Origin of the sequence: Prevotella sp. HMSC077E09 (assembly GCF_001814685.1) — a bacterium.
GTDB classification, from domain to species: Bacteria; Bacteroidota; Bacteroidia; order Bacteroidales; family Bacteroidaceae; genus Prevotella; species Prevotella oris.
Genome location: NZ_KV817538.1, coordinates 1 through 16,050 on the forward strand (window position 1 = coordinate 1; position 16,050 = coordinate 16,050).

General features: G+C 48.6%; 16 protein-coding genes and 3 pseudogenes. 4 read left to right on the forward strand and 15 right to left on the reverse strand.

The window, feature by feature from the left end:
- From HMPREF2983_RS04900 to HMPREF2983_RS04945, 11 genes and pseudogenes are all read right to left on the reverse strand, one after another.
- The coding region (locus HMPREF2983_RS04900) for a DUF4133 domain-containing protein (RefSeq protein ID WP_070667204.1) at positions 1 to 239 on the reverse strand (239 nt) is incomplete at its 3' end.
- 4 nt (positions 240 to 243) lie between these two features.
- A complete protein-coding gene (locus HMPREF2983_RS14490; RefSeq protein ID WP_050776220.1) occupies positions 244 to 465 on the reverse strand; it encodes a DUF4134 family protein in 222 nt (73 codons plus the stop codon).
- A pseudogene (ltrA, locus tag HMPREF2983_RS04905) lies at positions 462 to 2,129 on the reverse strand (group II intron reverse transcriptase/maturase). The gene HMPREF2983_RS14490 and the pseudogene ltrA overlap by 4 nt, the downstream one beginning before the upstream one ends.
- Positions 2,130 to 2,422: 293 nt before the next feature.
- Positions 2,423 to 2,656, reverse strand: coding sequence for a hypothetical protein (locus HMPREF2983_RS13970; RefSeq protein WP_070667207.1), 234 nt, complete (start codon positions 2,654 to 2,656; stop codon positions 2,423 to 2,425).
- Positions 2,657 to 2,759: 103 nt separating this feature from the next.
- Positions 2,760 to 2,957: pseudogene (locus tag HMPREF2983_RS04915) on the reverse strand (DUF4134 domain-containing protein); the annotation flags it as partial.
- 145 nt (positions 2,958 to 3,102) lie between these two features.
- Entirely contained in the window at positions 3,103 to 3,708 is a 606-nt protein-coding gene (locus tag HMPREF2983_RS04920) for a conjugal transfer protein (RefSeq protein ID WP_070667210.1), read from the reverse strand.
- On the reverse strand, positions 3,696 to 4,436 hold the full coding sequence (locus tag HMPREF2983_RS04925) for a ParA family protein (protein WP_070667212.1): 741 nt from the start codon (positions 4,434 to 4,436) through the stop codon (positions 3,696 to 3,698). Before HMPREF2983_RS04925 ends, HMPREF2983_RS04920 begins: the two co-directional genes overlap by 13 nt.
- A gap of 29 nt (positions 4,437 to 4,465) precedes the next feature.
- Positions 4,466 to 5,056, reverse strand: a complete 591-nt coding sequence (locus HMPREF2983_RS04930; protein ID WP_070667214.1) for a hypothetical protein — start codon at positions 5,054 to 5,056, stop codon at positions 4,466 to 4,468.
- On the reverse strand, positions 5,053 to 5,406 hold the full coding sequence (locus HMPREF2983_RS04935; protein ID WP_039422504.1) for a DUF3408 domain-containing protein: 354 nt from the start codon (positions 5,404 to 5,406) through the stop codon (positions 5,053 to 5,055). The genes HMPREF2983_RS04930 and HMPREF2983_RS04935 overlap by 4 nt, the downstream gene beginning before the upstream one ends.
- Positions 5,407 to 5,431: 25 nt before the next feature.
- Positions 5,432 to 5,860, reverse strand: a complete 429-nt coding sequence (locus HMPREF2983_RS04940; protein WP_070667223.1) for a DUF3408 domain-containing protein — start codon at positions 5,858 to 5,860, stop codon at positions 5,432 to 5,434.
- Positions 5,844 to 6,626, reverse strand: coding sequence for a ParA family protein (locus HMPREF2983_RS04945; protein ID WP_070667225.1), 783 nt, complete (start codon positions 6,624 to 6,626; stop codon positions 5,844 to 5,846). Before HMPREF2983_RS04945 ends, HMPREF2983_RS04940 begins: the two co-directional genes overlap by 17 nt.
- 798 nt (positions 6,627 to 7,424) lie before the next feature.
- On the opposite strand from HMPREF2983_RS04945, the gene mobA reads away from it, so the two are divergent.
- From mobA to HMPREF2983_RS14270, 4 genes are all read left to right on the forward strand, one after another.
- Complete coding sequence (gene mobA, locus HMPREF2983_RS04950; RefSeq protein WP_070667227.1) at positions 7,425 to 7,838, forward strand: conjugal transfer protein MobA; 414 nt, start codon at positions 7,425 to 7,427, stop codon at positions 7,836 to 7,838.
- Entirely contained in the window at positions 7,823 to 9,052 is a 1,230-nt protein-coding gene (gene mobB / locus HMPREF2983_RS04955) for a conjugal transfer protein MobB (RefSeq protein WP_070667229.1), read from the forward strand. Before mobA ends, mobB begins: the two co-directional genes overlap by 16 nt.
- Before the next feature lie 13 nt (positions 9,053 to 9,065).
- Positions 9,066 to 11,078, forward strand: coding sequence for a conjugal transfer protein MobC (gene mobC / locus HMPREF2983_RS04960; protein WP_070667231.1), 2,013 nt, complete (start codon positions 9,066 to 9,068; stop codon positions 11,076 to 11,078).
- A gap of 304 nt (positions 11,079 to 11,382) precedes the next feature.
- Positions 11,383 to 11,586 (forward strand): permease of the drug/metabolite transporter, encoded by a 204-nt coding sequence (locus HMPREF2983_RS14270; RefSeq protein WP_246829353.1) that lies wholly within the window; start codon positions 11,383 to 11,385, stop codon positions 11,584 to 11,586.
- 140 nt (positions 11,587 to 11,726) lie between these two features.
- Here HMPREF2983_RS14270 and HMPREF2983_RS04970 read toward each other — a convergent pair whose 3' ends face one another.
- From HMPREF2983_RS04970 to HMPREF2983_RS14275, 4 genes and pseudogenes are all read right to left on the reverse strand, one after another.
- Entirely contained in the window at positions 11,727 to 12,062 is a 336-nt protein-coding gene (locus HMPREF2983_RS04970; RefSeq protein WP_070667238.1) for an RteC domain-containing protein, read from the reverse strand.
- 475 nt (positions 12,063 to 12,537) lie between these two features.
- The gene (locus tag HMPREF2983_RS04975; protein WP_070667233.1) at positions 12,538 to 14,055 is read right to left on the reverse strand and encodes a hypothetical protein; all 1,518 of its coding nucleotides are present in this window, start codon (positions 14,053 to 14,055) and stop codon (positions 12,538 to 12,540) included.
- A gap of 148 nt (positions 14,056 to 14,203) precedes the next feature.
- Entirely contained in the window at positions 14,204 to 14,770 is a 567-nt protein-coding gene (locus tag HMPREF2983_RS04980; RefSeq protein ID WP_070667235.1) for a hypothetical protein, read from the reverse strand.
- A gap of 286 nt (positions 14,771 to 15,056) precedes the next feature.
- Positions 15,057 to 16,050, reverse strand: a pseudogene (locus tag HMPREF2983_RS14275) (hypothetical protein); the annotation flags it as partial.

Here is a 16,050-nt window from a genome sequence, read left to right on the forward strand (position 1 = left end):
TTCATCAGTCCGTACTGCCCGTACTTTCTGTTCATGGTGAACGTTTGCCATACCACAAGGCTGGCACCCACTACACCTATGACCAGACAGGTTACTTGGCTGACTCCATAGAGATAAAGAATGACCACGAGAATGAAGACTGCCAGCAACCCTCCTGCAAAGAGGAAGAGGTACTGCGCCTTTAAGCCCTTGAACTCTACCGTCCGGCCTACACCCTTGTTGATTTCAAATGCTGCCATCGCCTTACAGGAAGAAACTTCTCAGGATAGTGGCAGCTACAATCAAGAAGATACACGCACCGAACCAAGAGGCTGCGGTCTTGCTCGTATCGGGGTCACCACTTGAGTCGAGTAGGTCAGCCCCATTGCTGGGGCTTTCCCCTCTAAGAACCGTACGTGATACTTTCGCATCATACGGCTCAAGCAACACACGTAAATGATGTTGATATTCATTCAAGTGTCTCATTTTCTACCAATTTTAAGTTTAGACATTTTTGTTTTGCAAGATGTATGGACAAGTTTGTAATCCTTTTTGCCCCCGATGATACTTTCGGTTATACTCCAAGGTCTCCCCCTGTCTATACGTTCACCACAGAAAGGGCATGTTCTGTTCTGCCTTTTCCAAATCCTCACGAGGCTTTCTCTGCCCTTGAGCGTTTGCTTCATACGATAGGTCTCACGCCATTCGTAGTAGGATTTATCGGCAGGGTCATAGGGATTTGCGTAGTGTCTGACCTTGGCGAACTTTTCATGATGAATGTCAGGAAGACATGCTAATGTGATTTGACGCATCTTCGAGCGTTCCTCCATATCTGCCACAAAACGCCATTTCCGTCCGTTTACGGTCTTGAAATATTTATCCTTAATCCAACCCTTACTCTTGTTTGAATGTCTGCGTCTTGCCCATTGCCATAGTTTTCGATGAATTTCCCAATCCACCCGATGAAATGTCTCTGCGGACGTACCATATTTATAGTAGTTGCCCCAGCCCGTTATAATCGAGTTCAACATTTTGATGAGTGAATGCTGTTTGACTGTCTTGTTGCTTTCTATCACCTTGCGGATTTTGTCGCAGAAGCGTTTCTTGGCATCGCCTGACGGCTGTGTGAGCAGTGTGTTGTTGGGGAATTTGCGGATATTGAAACCGAGGAAGTCAAAACCCTCACTGATATGTGTGATTTTCGTCTTTTCTTCCGACAGTGTCAATCCACGCTCCGCCATGAAATTGCGCACGAGTGGCAGGATGACCGTTTCAATGGTCTCTCTGTCCTTTGCCGTTACGATGAAGTCGTCTGTATAGCGTACCAGATGTATTTTGGGAACGATTTTCTTGTAGTTCACCTGATATTTTCTGACACAATTTTCCAAAAGCGATTGTAAGCCGTCAAGAGCCATGTTTGCGAGGGTCGGCAAAATGATGCCTCCTTGTGGCGTACCCTCTTCCGTGGGGAAAAGTTCGCCATTGAATACGAACCCGCATTTGAGCCATTTTCGCAGTATCTCCTTGTCCGTTGGGATATTGTTGAGAAGCCACTCGTGGCTGATGTGGTCGAAGCAGCCTTTGATGTCTCCCTCGAGTATCCATTCTGGCACACACGTCCGAGAGAGCAGGATGAAGCATTACTCTATGGCATCATGAGTGCATCTGTGCTTGCGGAAACCGTATGAGTGGGTGTCACCCGTGGTCTCTGCAATCGGGTCGAGTGCCATGAGATAGAGAGCCAGCATAGCCCTGTCTTTCATTGTCGGTATGCCCAAGGGGCGTAGTTTGCCGTTTTTCTTCTCGATGTTCACCCTGCGTAGTGGTTGCGGTTGGTAACCACGGCGTTTGAGTGAACCGATGGCTTTGGCTTTCGCAAGCGGTGATGACCATACAGCCTTGTCAACGCCTGCGGTGTCTTTACCTTTGTTGGTAGTAACTCGCTTTACAGCCAATGCCTTGGCGTAGAACGAGTGGGTAAACGTCCATTGCAAGGCTTTCACCTTGTTATGTCTGCCTTCCCTCTGAGCCTTTACAATACGTGCTTGCAGCTTTTGAACATACATCTCCGCCCGTGTCCAGTCGATTTCCGACCAGAGTGTGTGGAGGTTTCTGTTTTCAGGCGCACACAATTCTTTCGTCTTGTTCATTTGCATTCCTTGCTTTAAAAGTTCTGTAAACTATTTTGTAAAGTGTTACCATACGGAAGTCTGCCCACTTTCGTGTCGGATGATGTCGCCCTTGCCACACGTGACCGAGGCTCAATCCGTATCCGTTCCATTACAGAACGGCATTCGCTTTTTCCGCTTTCCTATACCCGCACCCCATGTAGGCTCACCTTACGGTTTGCTTACCCATTAAGATGGGAGAGATACGGGCTTACCGTGTTTTACATAAGTGACAAATAAGCGGGTTAGGTCCTGTCTATTCCACCGGCAGTGCTTCATGTCCGTGTGTCCCCAAAATTCAAGGGAACAGCCGACTGCTTACCTTTTTGGTTCGAGCCTGTCAATACCTTTGGCTCGCTATACTTTACGATGTTTATCGGACAGTTCACTTTCGTTGACCATACCGCTAAGCCAAGCTCCTCGTGCTGAATGGTATTATCAGCCGTTGACTTCCCCTCGCGGTTCAGTCTCCTCCTTTCGGAAAGGCTACCTTGTCGGGACAGCTTCATACAAAGGAATTACTCCCCATGCACGTGTCCGTAGGCTACTCCAGACGGGACTGGAGGTGTAATCAGGATGTTACACAATCACTTACGCAACTTCACGTCGCACGAACTTGTTGTACACTTTAATGCCTCCAATCAGACCTACTACGGCACCGATGGCATAGATAAGCTTTGTGCCTGGATCAAAATAGCTTGTTACCATCTTTGTGGCTTCATTGATACCTGCCATGCCGTTGCCCTGGGCAAAGGCGGAATAGGAGGAAAGCAGCAGAACGGCTGCGAAAAGAAAATGTTTCTTGGTCATAAATCATTCTTGTTTTGTGCCGAGAGGATTGGATAGGTCCTCCCAACGGGTGAATACTGTTGTTACTTTCGGATTTCGGTGGTGGCTCTCTTGGGGTCAGCCGTACTCTTTTTCTTTCATCGTCTTTGACTTTTTAATGGGTTTGTTACTCTTTGTCCCTGCCGTCAGAGGGAACATAAAGCTCTTCAAAACGGTTGCGGACAATATCGTCTATCGTGGAAGAACGAACTTTGTCGCTTCGGAGTGTTTCCATCAGACGAGTGCCTTCCAATTCGGTCAATGTCTCACCGGATCTTTGTCGCTCCGCTATGGAAGAGGCATTTCGGTGTATGACCGACAAGGCTTCCAGCACCCGTTCGAAATCAATTCCCGTGGCATATTCGCTTTTTCCCGATACGGGAAGTTCTTCATCTTCCTCTTCTTCAAAGGATGGAGCATCCGAAGACTCATACACTAAAGGAATCTCGTCTATGTCGGGCAGATCATCCGGCTCTTCCGATGGCTCTTGTTCGTTTTCGAGGGCAAATGTAGAATCCTTTTTTGCTTCCGCCTCGCCTTTTGGATAACTGCGCACTTGTGGCGTCGAGTGGCTTATCTTAAAGCGACTCTTACCGATGATTTCGGCTTCATGGACCGTTTGACAAGGCTCTTTTGGGGGTGTTCCCTTCTTTCTTCTTTTCCCCTCATACAAGAGAAAAAGAAGCAACCACAAAAGGTAGAGCAAGAGAAGGACAAGGACTATTCGGTACATAGGCGTTGCAGGATTTCGTGAAGTTCATCGCCTAACTCAATACAGAGCCTGCTCAACTTCCCTCCGTGGAGTGGGAAGAGGGTGCATACCCCTCTTCTGCGTTCGGAAAGCAGCGGACGATACAAACGGGAGTGGCTCAATGAGGTCTGCATCAAGAGGGCTCCCATTTCATCGGCAAGGGTGCGACAGCGTTCGTCGGCATCCTCACGTTCCCAAGCCTCTATCATATTGCGAAGCAGGTAAAGTTCTCTGATATTGCCCTTGCCCATCGTCAGTATCTGCTCTCCCAAAATGTCTATGAAATGGCGGACGGCTTCCATATCCATCGGACTGCTCGTAACGGGAAAGACGACGGCATCCATTGCTGAAAGCAGTTCCACCGTCCCTTCGGTACGCATCAATGGAGGGAGGTCGAAAAGAATGCATAGAGGATGGCTGTCCACACAGTGTTGCTCCACTCGCCTCAGGGCTTCCCGCACCGGAGTGCAGATAATCGGATAAGGGGCATAGGCTGTCCGATGTTTCAGGCGCATCAGCCTTTGATGATTCAGGTCTTCCGACTCTTGATGTCGCAGACGGGCGATGGTATAGACGGGATGGTTGCAATCCACGACAGCGACATTGCATCCTCTGTGGTAATACAGAATGCTTGCGGAAAGTACCGTAAGCGAGGTTTTGCCGACACCTCCCTTGGGGGAAGCGATGGCAAGATAGATGGGCTTACTCATATTTTCTCTTTGCTTTGAACGGGTGAATACTATGTCTTGATAAATCGTTTGTAATCGAAGTTGCCTGACTGAACCTCTTTCGGAGCTTCTTCGGCAACGCGCTCCAGCAGTTCGCGGACACGTTCCCCGGCCGCTTTCTTAATCGCTTGGAACATCGGGGAGTCGTGTATCTTATAGATGGTTTCGGCAGCTTTCGCTGCTTCCTCTATCGGGGTATTCTTACAGGAGAGGACATTGCCCATTTGTTGCAGTTCTTCCACGGTGATGCTTTCCGAAAGAGAGTGGCTTTCACCTTGGACTTCCTCCAATACATAATCCTCTTCCTCTTCGGGGATGAAAGGAGAGCTCTCTTCCGATATTCCCGTTTCAGGCATCTGTTCTTGTTGCTCTTCTTCAATGGGCAACTCGGCTAAAAGGATATTCTCCTCTTGGGAGGATTCCTTTTTGGGGATGCGGATGGTAACGACGAATTTCCCCTTGCCCCGTTCCCGGAAAAAGAGCCGCAAGTCACGATAGAGTCTCACGGCACTCCGATAGCGTCCGTACAGGAAGCGGGTGACCTGCACGCTGCCGAGATAGGCTAAGCCGACCGACAGCAGAATGACAATCACCTGCTTCATCGCTCGAAACGTTTACGGAACTGTTGCTCAAACAAGGCGTCTATCTCATCACGGTGACTCTCTAAGTGATGCCGGAGAATATGTTCTACGAATGCCCCAATCGTCAGTTTGCCTGCGGCTGCCACATAGACGATTTCGGAAATCTCTTCCTGTGTCTTTTTGGAAATGAACACGCCCTTTCGGTCTCCGATGTTAAGGGGTTGCAGAAAGGTGGTTTCGTAATCGCTCTTCTCTTCCTGAAGGAGACCTGTAGAGTGTCCCTCAGAATGTTCGATGAGCGTGGTGGAGTTACGGATGGTTACTTTTGAAGAGACGCTTTTTCGTTCTCTGCAGGACTCTTTGCCTGCCATTGGTCGGTTTGTTTTCTGTTTCATATCACAATAATTTCTTGAAGTTCTTTTCACTTAATCGGTTGATTTCTTCCTTGTAGTCCTCCAAATGTTTGAGAAGGATGTTTTCCACGTACATGCCCAATGTCATCTCCCTCTTTCGGATGAAGAGGACGATTTCCGACAGTTTGTCCTGCAACTCTTTGGAGATGTAGATTGCCTTGCGGTCATACAGGTCATTGCGGTGCATGAAGAGTGAGATGTAATCTCCTTTGGCGGGATTCTTGCGACGTGTTCGGATGGGTAGTTGTGGTTCTTCCAAAGCCTCTTTCTGTGTTTCCGAAACAGACTCATCCACCTCTTCAATGCCGGGAGAGGGGATCATCTCGCTCTCTTTCTTTTTCATCGGGATACCCTGTGAAATCAGTTCCCGGATAGCGACGGGATCTATCGCCCCTTTATTCTTTCCTACCATATGCTTCAGGTTTTACGATGGACAGGATTTCCTCCACAAGCTCTTTCAGACGACTGCCTCTAAGCAGCGTGCGGGAGGCGGGAAAGATGGTCGAACGGAAGAGGGTCGTACCCTCATCCATCACTTCCTTTTTGTAGCGGGTCGTATTGGGGACTGCCGTCTTCAAGACCGGAAGTCCCAACTCGGCAATGACTTTTTCATACATCGCATAAAGAGGTGTTTTCTCTCTTCCGTCCACCATATTCCAAAAGAGGTAAATCCCTTTGTTGGCGGTGTCTGTATTGTCGGTTATCGCCTCCTTGATGATGGCAGAAAAGCTCAGCGTGCTTTCCAAGGAAATACGGTCGGCGGAGATGGGGGTGAAAATGTAATCCATACCGGAGAGGGTGGTCAGCACACCGTCATTGTTGATGGTTCCGGGCAGGTCAAAAAAGACGAAATCCGTATCCGGCTCATGCGTTTCCAGATACTCCCTAACCGTATCCACGGCTGCCTCTGCCGTGGCACAAAGTATGGTGTACGTGGGCTTTTGCAACTCGGAGAATTGGGTGGCTGCCAATTCTTGCAGCGCGGGGTTGCGATCCACGCCCTGTGCGTCACGCTGACGCATGGCATTGATGCTGAATTGCGGATAGTCGCAATCCACCACAATAAGGTTATACCCGCAGGCATAGTGCAGGTAACTTGCCGTCAAGACCGTAAAGGTCGTTTTGCCGACACCGCCCTTCTGGGTGGAGAAGGCAATGAAAACAGGTTTCTTTTTCATTTCATTTTCTGTTTAATGGTTCTACATATATGTGTGGAAAGGCGCATGCACGCCTTGGCTTGTTTCCTTGAAAAGGCGGATGTGGAAATAAGTCCGTGAGGGAATAAATCCTCGGACAGGCATATGGTAAGGTATTCCAATAAGGGAACATAGACCCGCCTTTCGGGATATGTCCCTCCCTGTATAAGGGTGGAGCTATATGACGGGAGGCATACTTGCACACGTCCACCCATCCATATGTCCACACTTGTACCCTTGCGCAAGGGTGTGAGGGGTGACGGGTGCAATAACTTGTACACATTCTCATTCCTATTTCCATTTCCGTAATTGTCTGTTCAAATGGCTGCGGACAGGTTTTCAGACTTGGGCAGGCAGGTATGTCCACCAACCTGCAAACACCTGTTTGACGGGGCAAATATAGAAGCCTTTATCCCCTTGTTTCTGCCCTTTTTGCTAACTGCGTACTTGTGGCTTCGATTTGCGTATTTGTTGCTCCGTAAGAGGTAAGTGATTTAGGCACAACGCTTAGTAACTTTGCACCCAAGCGGTAAGCCGAAGTCTTCGAGGCATAAAGCGTTCTTTTTTGAGGGACTCGACTTCCGTCCTTCACGGACGGATTTATTTGCGCCGGAGCAAATAGCAAGGTATGTTTTATGCAGCACGACTCCGTTTTTGCAGCATAAAACCCTTGCTCTTGCAGAGGGCTGAAAAAACTCCGAAGTCGTTTTTTCTTGGAAGAGAGAATGCGATGCCTCAAATGCCGGTGATGTCGTGAAACACTAAAATCCAAAGTAAGAAATGAAAATGAAGAAGATGCGGAGCATAAGCTCCAAAGTGAAGACCGAAAAACGGGTTTCAGTCAATTTTACGGCGATGGAATTTGCCGAATTCCTCTCCATGAAAGAAACGGCTGGTGTACAAAGTCAGTCGGCTTTCATCAAAGCAAGAATCTTTAATGAGACATTCCGAGTGATAAAAGTCGATCGCTCGTTGCTCGATTATTATCAGAAACTGACGACTTTGTACGGACAATTTCGCAGTGTCGGAGTGAATTATAATCAAACTGTAGTCGCTTTGAAAAGCAATTTTACGGAGAAGAAAGCCTTTGCGATGCTCGCCAAGTTGGAGAAAATGACACTCGAATTGGCGGTCATCGGAGGGGAAATTGTGCAATTAACCCGAGAATTTCAAGAAAAATGGTCGCAAAAATAAGTTACGGAAGCTCACTATATGGGGCATTGGCGTACAATGGAGAGAAGGTAAACGAAGGTGTAGCAAAGATCTTGGAGACGAATAAGGTGTTCTGTCCTGCCGATGGTGGGCATGATATTACTGCTTGCATGCAAGACTTTATGGCATATATGCCAAGCCAAATTCGCACGAAAAAGCCCGTTATTCATATCTCCTTGAACCCGCATCCCGATGACAGACTCTCCGATGAACAGTTCTCCGCCATTGCATTGGAGTATATCGAGAGGATGGGCTATGGCAATCAGCCTTTCGTGGTCTATAAGCATGAGGATATAGACCGGCATCACCTGCACATCGTGACCTTGGCAGTGGATGAGACGGGACGGAAGATTAACGATGGCAATAACTTCTACAAGAGTAAGCATATCACACGGGAGATGGAGCAAAGGTATGGATTGCATCCTGCCGACAAGAAGCAATTCAAGGAAGCGTTTCGCTTGCAGAAAGTCTGTCTCGAAGAAGGAAACCTTAAAAAGCAACTGGCTTCAGTCACCAAACCGGCGGTCAAATTTTATCACTGTCCGAGCTTTAAGGAATACCGCGCCTTGCTTTCCACCTATAATATATGTGTGGAAGAGGTCAAGGGGGAAATGTATGGAAAGCCCTATAACGGATTGGTCTATTTTGCTACCGATGATAAAGGTAAGAAGGTGGTTAATCCTTTCAAGTCCTCCCTTTTCGGGAAGGCTGTCGGATATGAAGCCTTGCAAAAAAGCTTCAAGACTTCAAAGGAGAAACTGAAAGAAAAGCATCTTGCCCCCAAGACCAAAGAAGTCGTAGCCGGAGCATTGAGACGTTCTGCTACCAAAGAGGATTTTCGAACGAATCTCCATCACAAGGGTATTGATGTACTCTTCCGTGAGAACGAACAGGGACGGCTCTATGGTATCACCTTCATAGACCAGAACAACGGCTGTGTGGTCAATGGCTCACGATTGGGCAAGGAACTTTCGGCAAACGCCGTTGCCGAGTGGTTCGACCGTCCGCATCCCGAACTGTCTGCTCCTATACAGCAGAGTGAGAAAGGCAGTATTCCCCAAACTCAGACTTCGGACGGAGATTCCGTCTTGGGCGGTTTACTTGACCTGTCCTTGGAGACACACGGAACGGATTGGGAGGAAGAACAGTTCCGCAGACGGATGCAGCGCAAGAAAAGAAAACAACGTAAACTCTAAAAACAGAAAGATTATGTCACAACAAGAAGACGATTTGAGAGCACTGGCGAAAATCATGGATTTTCTGCGTGCCGTAAGTATCATACTGGTGGTTGCCCATCTCTATTGGTATTGCTATGAAGCCATCAAACTATGGGGGCTGAACATCGGTGTGGTGGACAGGATACTGATGAATTTCCACCGCACGGCGGGGCTGTTCGGAAATATGCTTTACACCAAGCTCTTTGCGCTGGTACTGATGGGGCTTTCCTGTTTGGGTACAAAGGGCGTGAAAGAGGAGCATATCACTTGGTCGAAGATATGGGCATTCATGGGCGCCGGCTTTGTCTTTTTCTTCCTCAATTGGTGGATACTTGCCTTGCCACTGCCCATAGAGGCGAATACGGCTCTCTATACTTTTACGATAACCGTAGGCTATGTTTGTCTGCTGATGGCGGGACTCTATATGAGCCGACTCTTGAAGAACAACCTGATGGAGGATGTCTTCAATCAAGAGAATGAATCCTTTATGCAGGAGACAAGACTTTTGGAAAACGAGTACTCGGTCAATCTGCCGACCCGATTCTATTACCGCAAGACATGGAACAGGGGCTGGATAAACGTGGTCAATCCTTTCCGTGCGGTCTCCGTCTTGGGAACGCCGGGCAGTGGTAAGTCCTATGCCATCATCAATAATTTTATCAAGCAGCAAATCGAAAAAGGTTTTGCCATCTACTGCTACGACTTCAAGTATCCCGACCTCTCCACGATTGTTTACAACCATCTGCTGCATCACTCGAAAGGATATAAGGTCAAACCGAAGTTTTACGTGATCAACTTCGACGACCCTCGTCGGTCGCACCGCTGCAATCCGATACACCCCGATTTCATGAGCGACATTTCAGATGCCTACGAGTCGGCGTACACCATCATGCTCAACCTTAACAAGACGTGGGTACAGAAGCAGGGTGATTTCTTCGTGGAATCGCCCATCGTACTCTTTGCCGCCATTATTTGGTATCTTCGCATCTTTGAGGGAGGTAAGTATTGTACTTTTCCGCACGCCATTGAGTTTCTCTGCCGCAAATACGAGGATATATTTCCCATTCTTACCTCTTATCCCGAATTGGAGAATTACCTTTCTCCTTTTATGGACGCTTGGCTCGGAGGGGCGGCTGACCAGTTGCAAGGGCAGATAGCCTCCGCCAAGATACCCTTGTCAAGGATGATCAGTCCGCAGCTCTATTGGATTATGACAGGAGATGATTTCACACTCGATATCAATAATCCCAAGGAGCCTAAAATCCTATGCGTAGGAAACAATCCTGACAGACAGAATATCTACGGAGCGGCATTGGGATTGTATAATTCGCGTATCGTCAAGCTCATCAATAAGAAAGGGATGCTGAAAAGTTCCGTGCTCATCGACGAGCTACCCACCATCTATTTCAAGGGGTTGGACAACTTGATTGCCACCGCACGAAGCAACAAGGTGGCGGTATGCTTGGGCTTTCAGGACTTTTCGCAACTGAAGCGCGATTATGGAGACAAGGAAGCTGCTGTAGTGATGAATACTGTCGGAAACATTTTCTCCGGACAGGTGGTCGGCGAGACGGCAAAGACTTTGTCGGAGCGTTTCGGAAAGGTGCTTCAAAAGCGACAGAGTATGAGTATCACCCGCAGCGACAAAACGACCTCCATATCCACGCAGATGGACAGCCTTATCCCACAGAGTAAGATTTCCACGCTCACACAGGGAATGTTCGTAGGAGCAGTCGCCGATAATTTCTCCGAACGCATCGAGCAGAAAATATTCCACTGTGAGATTGTGGTGGACAATGCGAGGGTGGCAAGGGAAACGGCATCCTATCGTCTGATACCTGTTCTGACGGACTTCACAAATGAAGATGGCGAAGATATGATGGAACAGGAGATTAAGGCGAACTATGACCGAGTGAAGACTGAGGTGCGGGACATCGTGGAACGGGAGTTGCAACGAATTTCCGATGACCCAGAACTTTCCAAACTGCTCAATACCAAGAAATAATGGCTGTTTTTCTTGGCTCTAAGACGGGATTTTTGTATTTTTGAAAACGCTAAATAATTACACTATAAACTGTTTTAATCATACCCAAGAACCGGCGGTAGCCCAATGTTCCGATTGCGGGAAAGGACTGTGTTCCGAATGTGCGGAAAGGTATCAGCCGATACTCTGTACACCTTGTTTTCAGAAAAGAAAACGTAGTGAGATTTGGCGAAGCATCTTCAGCCTGTTATTTCTCATCACCTTGTTTGTCATAGGTTTCAGATGGAATTTCTTAGCGACCAAAGGTTTTGAGGATATGAGAGGTATGTCCGGATATGTGCTGATGGCGATATGGTCGGGCTACCTCTTCGTGGAAAAGTTCATTCCCTATAAAATGATTGCCGGAACAAACGGGCAGTGGGTATTTTACTATATCTTCAAACTCCTCCTCTTTGTTATCATCGGAGTTTTTACCGCTCCTTTCACCTGTCTGTGGGCTGTGTGTCGGGTAATAAGGGCATTTCGGTAAGAGGTGGTAATTTCTCCAACTGAGGGCTGGAGAAATTACAATCTATATTTTGAGAGATTAGAAGAACTTCTGCAACCGATAGTTGCAGAAAATAAATGAAGGGAGATATTCCTGGTTTGGAGTATCTCCCTTTGTTTCATTTACCGTTTCTTGAATTTTCCGCCTTTCAGGTCGCTTTCCACCATCCGCTTGTTGAGTTTCTCCCGGAGTTCGTCAAGGAAATAGGTGCGGCTGTCGTCCTTACGGCGCTTCATGTTCATATAGACGTTGTAGCAGTTCTTGATTTCCACGCCGAAGATGTCGGAAAAAGCGTCTGCCAGTTCCTCCACACCGATTTCTCCGTTGTCGATACAGTCGCAGGTGTCGAGAGCATAGAGCAGTTCCACCAAATCCACGACCTTTCCCGTCCAGCGGAACTTCTTGGCAGGAGAGGCAAGGACGGTGTTCGCTGTCGGCAGCAGCCCTTTGATACGCATGTCGAGGAGTTCCAGCTCGATGGCGACGATGTCCGAAAGTTCTTTCAGTTTTTTTCTGCCATGCTGCCTTTCCGACAAGTTCTGTTCAGGGCAAGTAGATGGCAGGCGGTGTAACGCAATGTGCGGTACGTTGCTGTCAGGGAGATCTCCGTTTTGCTCATGGCAAGGATTTCCGTGCGGAAGTCCTCGGCGGCGCGACATACCTCGTCGGGGGATTGTGCGGAGAGGATTATCTCCAATTTGGGTGATTGCGTCAGTCGTTCCATAATATTGTGAGTTAATATTCTATCATTGCTGTTTTCTGTTAATTGATTTATCGTTTTTGTTCTGCAATCGTGCCTTTTGCACCCCACCCGTGGGGTATCTCGGCAGGTCACTCGTGGGGTATCGTCGCACCCTACGAGTGAGGTACCGAAGGCGTTGCTTTGTTTGTTGCGTTTCCGCCCCCTCGATGGCTGATGTTATTTCGGCTTCGTCACTGTTTTACATATACCGTCTGCATGCCCACGCCCTTATAACGCATTGCTCCATATTTGCCACCGCCTTGATAGTCCTGGCAGAAGCTGTAGTCGTGGGCTTCGAGCTTGCCCTTCTTGTTGCGGTAAACCACCCATGCCCGCACAGCGCGATCGGTAGGTACAGTGCCGTTGTAGTGAACCTTCCACGCTTCGTTGATAACCACCACGCGGAGCGTGCCCGGCACCTTCTGCTTGGCTATGCTCAGCACCTGTGCGTTCAGCTGCCTGTCCATCGCTCCTGCCTTCAGGACCATTGTGGGAGGTTCGGGCGTCACCACTGCCGCATTGACTATCTCTGCGTATTCGGGCGTATTGTTGTAGCGGGTGTAAGCCATCAGCTGACTGTTGAACTTGCTCTTGTTGCGTTCGTAGTCCTTGTGCTTGGTCAGTATGTGCTTGTACATCTCGTTGCCGGCAAGCATATACAGCACCTTCAGATGCGGCTCTTTCGAGGTTTCAACCATTTCATAGAAATCGTTCACGGTTGCAGCAATGAGGTTAATGTCTACTGCCACACACGCCACATCGCGCATCAGCACCTCGCGGTCGTAGGGCGACACCCCGGCGGCATAGGGAAACATCAAGCCTGCCTTCGCGTCGGCAACGCCCGTATTGCCCTTCACGGCATACTCTTTCACCGCCGTTACGCGGGTGCTTTCGTAGGCAAGCAGCATGCCCAGTGCCCATACCGAGTTCTTGCAATTGGGGTCGGCAAAGAAGCGTGCCGCCATGGGATAGCGAAACAGCTCGTCTACCTGCATGGCCAGTTTCTGTCCGTCGGCCGAAACGAGTTCTGGGTTCTTCGTTGCATTGTAGCCCACGATGCCCAGTTTCTCATAGCCCTCATAGCCCATCGGGGCAGTGAGAAACATCTTGATCATGTCGAGATAGTAGGCCAGCGGATAAATAAGCCGGTCTTTGCCAAGGGCATAGAAGGTGGGATACTTGTAGTAGGGCTGCAATGGAAAGAGCTTCGGGTCGAGATGCTCGTAGGCGGCATACATCTGCTTGTACGACTTCGAGAAGCCGCTCGGCACGCTCTCGTCGCTGGCAAACGGCTCATTGGCCACTGCCTCTTTCGAAGGCTTGAAGTTCTGCTTGTAAAGGTTGATGAGCTTGTTGTATGCGCCGCTCTTGCTCAGGTTGCTGCCGTTGACGAAGAAATACGTATCTATCGACTCATCCGTGTTGCCTGCTGCTTTGTTCGCAGTCTTGTTCTCGGTCTTGTCCGCAGCCTTGTTCGCAGTTTCGTTCGCAGGCTTATTCTTGTCTTTTCCTACAGTATTGTCAACGGCGTTAGCAGCCTTGTTCACTACCTTTTCTTTGGCTTCCTCAACCTTTTCCTTCGCTTTCTCTTTCACTGCGTCTTTGGCTTTCTTCAGAATGCCGCCAAACTGCGCCTGGGCAGGTGTGGCAAAGGTAAGGGCCAGCACCATGGCGGTCGATAATACGGTGATTCGATTTATTTTTACCATGTAATAAAGTGCCCCCCTGCTGAATCTCTTTTCAGAGCAACGCCGTGTCAAGGGCCTGGGCGTTGGGTTGAATTGTTTTTGAATGTTGCCCTGTGCCTCTCTCCGTTCCCCGGCTTCCTACGGTACGAACCGGAGGGGAGAGGGGGGATTAAGACTGAAATTCCTTCATCGTGCCGCTGTAGCTGGCGGTGAAGGTGTGCTCCTTACCGTCTTCGCCTTTTACGCGTCCGTTCACGAGCTTGATATTGATGGTTCCGATGGGCGAGCCGCTGACGGTGAGCGTGCCGGTAGTAAACACGGGGAGTTCGGTTTCTGTGAGCTTGCCGGATGCATAGAAGGGATATTTACCTTCCGACGTCACGTAAGATACCTCCCAAGACCATGAGTAGTTCTGTTTTTGGGTGAGTTTGACGGGCGTACCGGTGATGTGGAGCGACTGGTTTACCGCAAGGATGATATATTCCGAACCGTCGGCATTGAGATTGAGGTAGAGGTAGTAGTTGCCACCACCCTCATTTCTGTATTCGGCAGAGAGCACGGGCTTTTCCACGCCGTCGAAGGTAACGGTGTTGGCCTTGAGCTCGGGTTCCGGGTCGGGCTTCGGGTCGTCATTGTCACTCGAGCAGGCGCTGAACGCCATGCTCATCATCATCACTGTTGCTGCAAGGGCAAGCGCCTTGCTTGCCGCGTTCGCAAAGAATTGTTTTGTTTTCATTGTTGTTGAATGTTTTGAGTTGTCAGTTGTTTTTATCTTGCCTTCCCTTCGCTGACGGTTCGAAAGGCTTATATTCCTCTCCCGCCGCTTTCGGGGGCGGGAGGGGAGGTTTTTGAGTGAATGGCATTGCTCTTGCTTATGGAATCCACCCTTCGAGCGATACCTATTTATACAATTCTGCGATTGAATTTCCCAACCTGCCAAGTGTTTTTTTATGTCCAATAGTATCAGGTTGTCATCAGTCAGTCGTTGACTCCATGATACCTTGGAACATCAAAGATATTAATCAGCGTTTAAGATAAATCACAGCCTTTGCATTATTCTTAGTGGTTATCTTAACCTTATTTATTACATCATAACCAATGTGGTCATAAGAATAATGCTTAACACCTATTGAGAAATGGAAATCAACTCCAAAGCCTCCCTCTACACCAGTATCTAAATCGATGTCAATTTCCTTTAAATCATCGGGATGCCCTACACCATGAACAGTCTCTCTAAAAATAGTTTTCTTCGCGCACACCTTTCCGTTTGTCTCATAAAGCACATAATGCAATAGGAACCTGCTACTGTCGTCCAGCAGATTCTGCACGTGAGTCCTTTCGGAAGTGATTATAGCCTTTCCAATTCTTCCTTCATTCGTCTTGAAGAAGAATATACCCTCATGGAGTTCGAAGCCCTTTGTATTCATCCTGTCAATAGATTCTACAAGGTTAGCAAACGAAACGTTATTGAAGTCTATATCATCACCATACTCATCATCCTCATTACCTGTTCCACCACCAGAACCGCCTGAGCCACCAGAACTGCCTGAGCCAATCTTTTCCTTCAGTTCTTCGAGCTTCTTGACAATATCTTTGAGTGCACTGGCTGCGGCTGCATCTCCTTTTTGAACTTGTTCAATAAGTTTATTGATAGCTGTAGCGGTATTATTAATTTCTGTCTTAACACCTTCTTGTGTCTGCCCAAGAGTTTCAACTTGCGCCTTCATGGCATTGAGGGCGGCAACCACGGCGTCGAACTTGTCGTTGTAGTTCGGCATCGCCTTGATGGCGGCTTCGATGGCAGCGATCTTGTCGCCGTAGTCTGGCAGGTTCTCGATGGCCGTCTGGATGGCAGCGAGTTGCGAGCTGTAGTCGGGCAACGCCTTGATGGCTGCTTCGATAAGACCGAGCTTTGCTTCGAGCGAGAGGGTCTGTGCCTTGATGGTCGCCTCGATGAGGGCGAGCTTGCTCTGGAGCGTGGTGTTCACATTGTTGATGGCCTCGGCGATGGCTGCT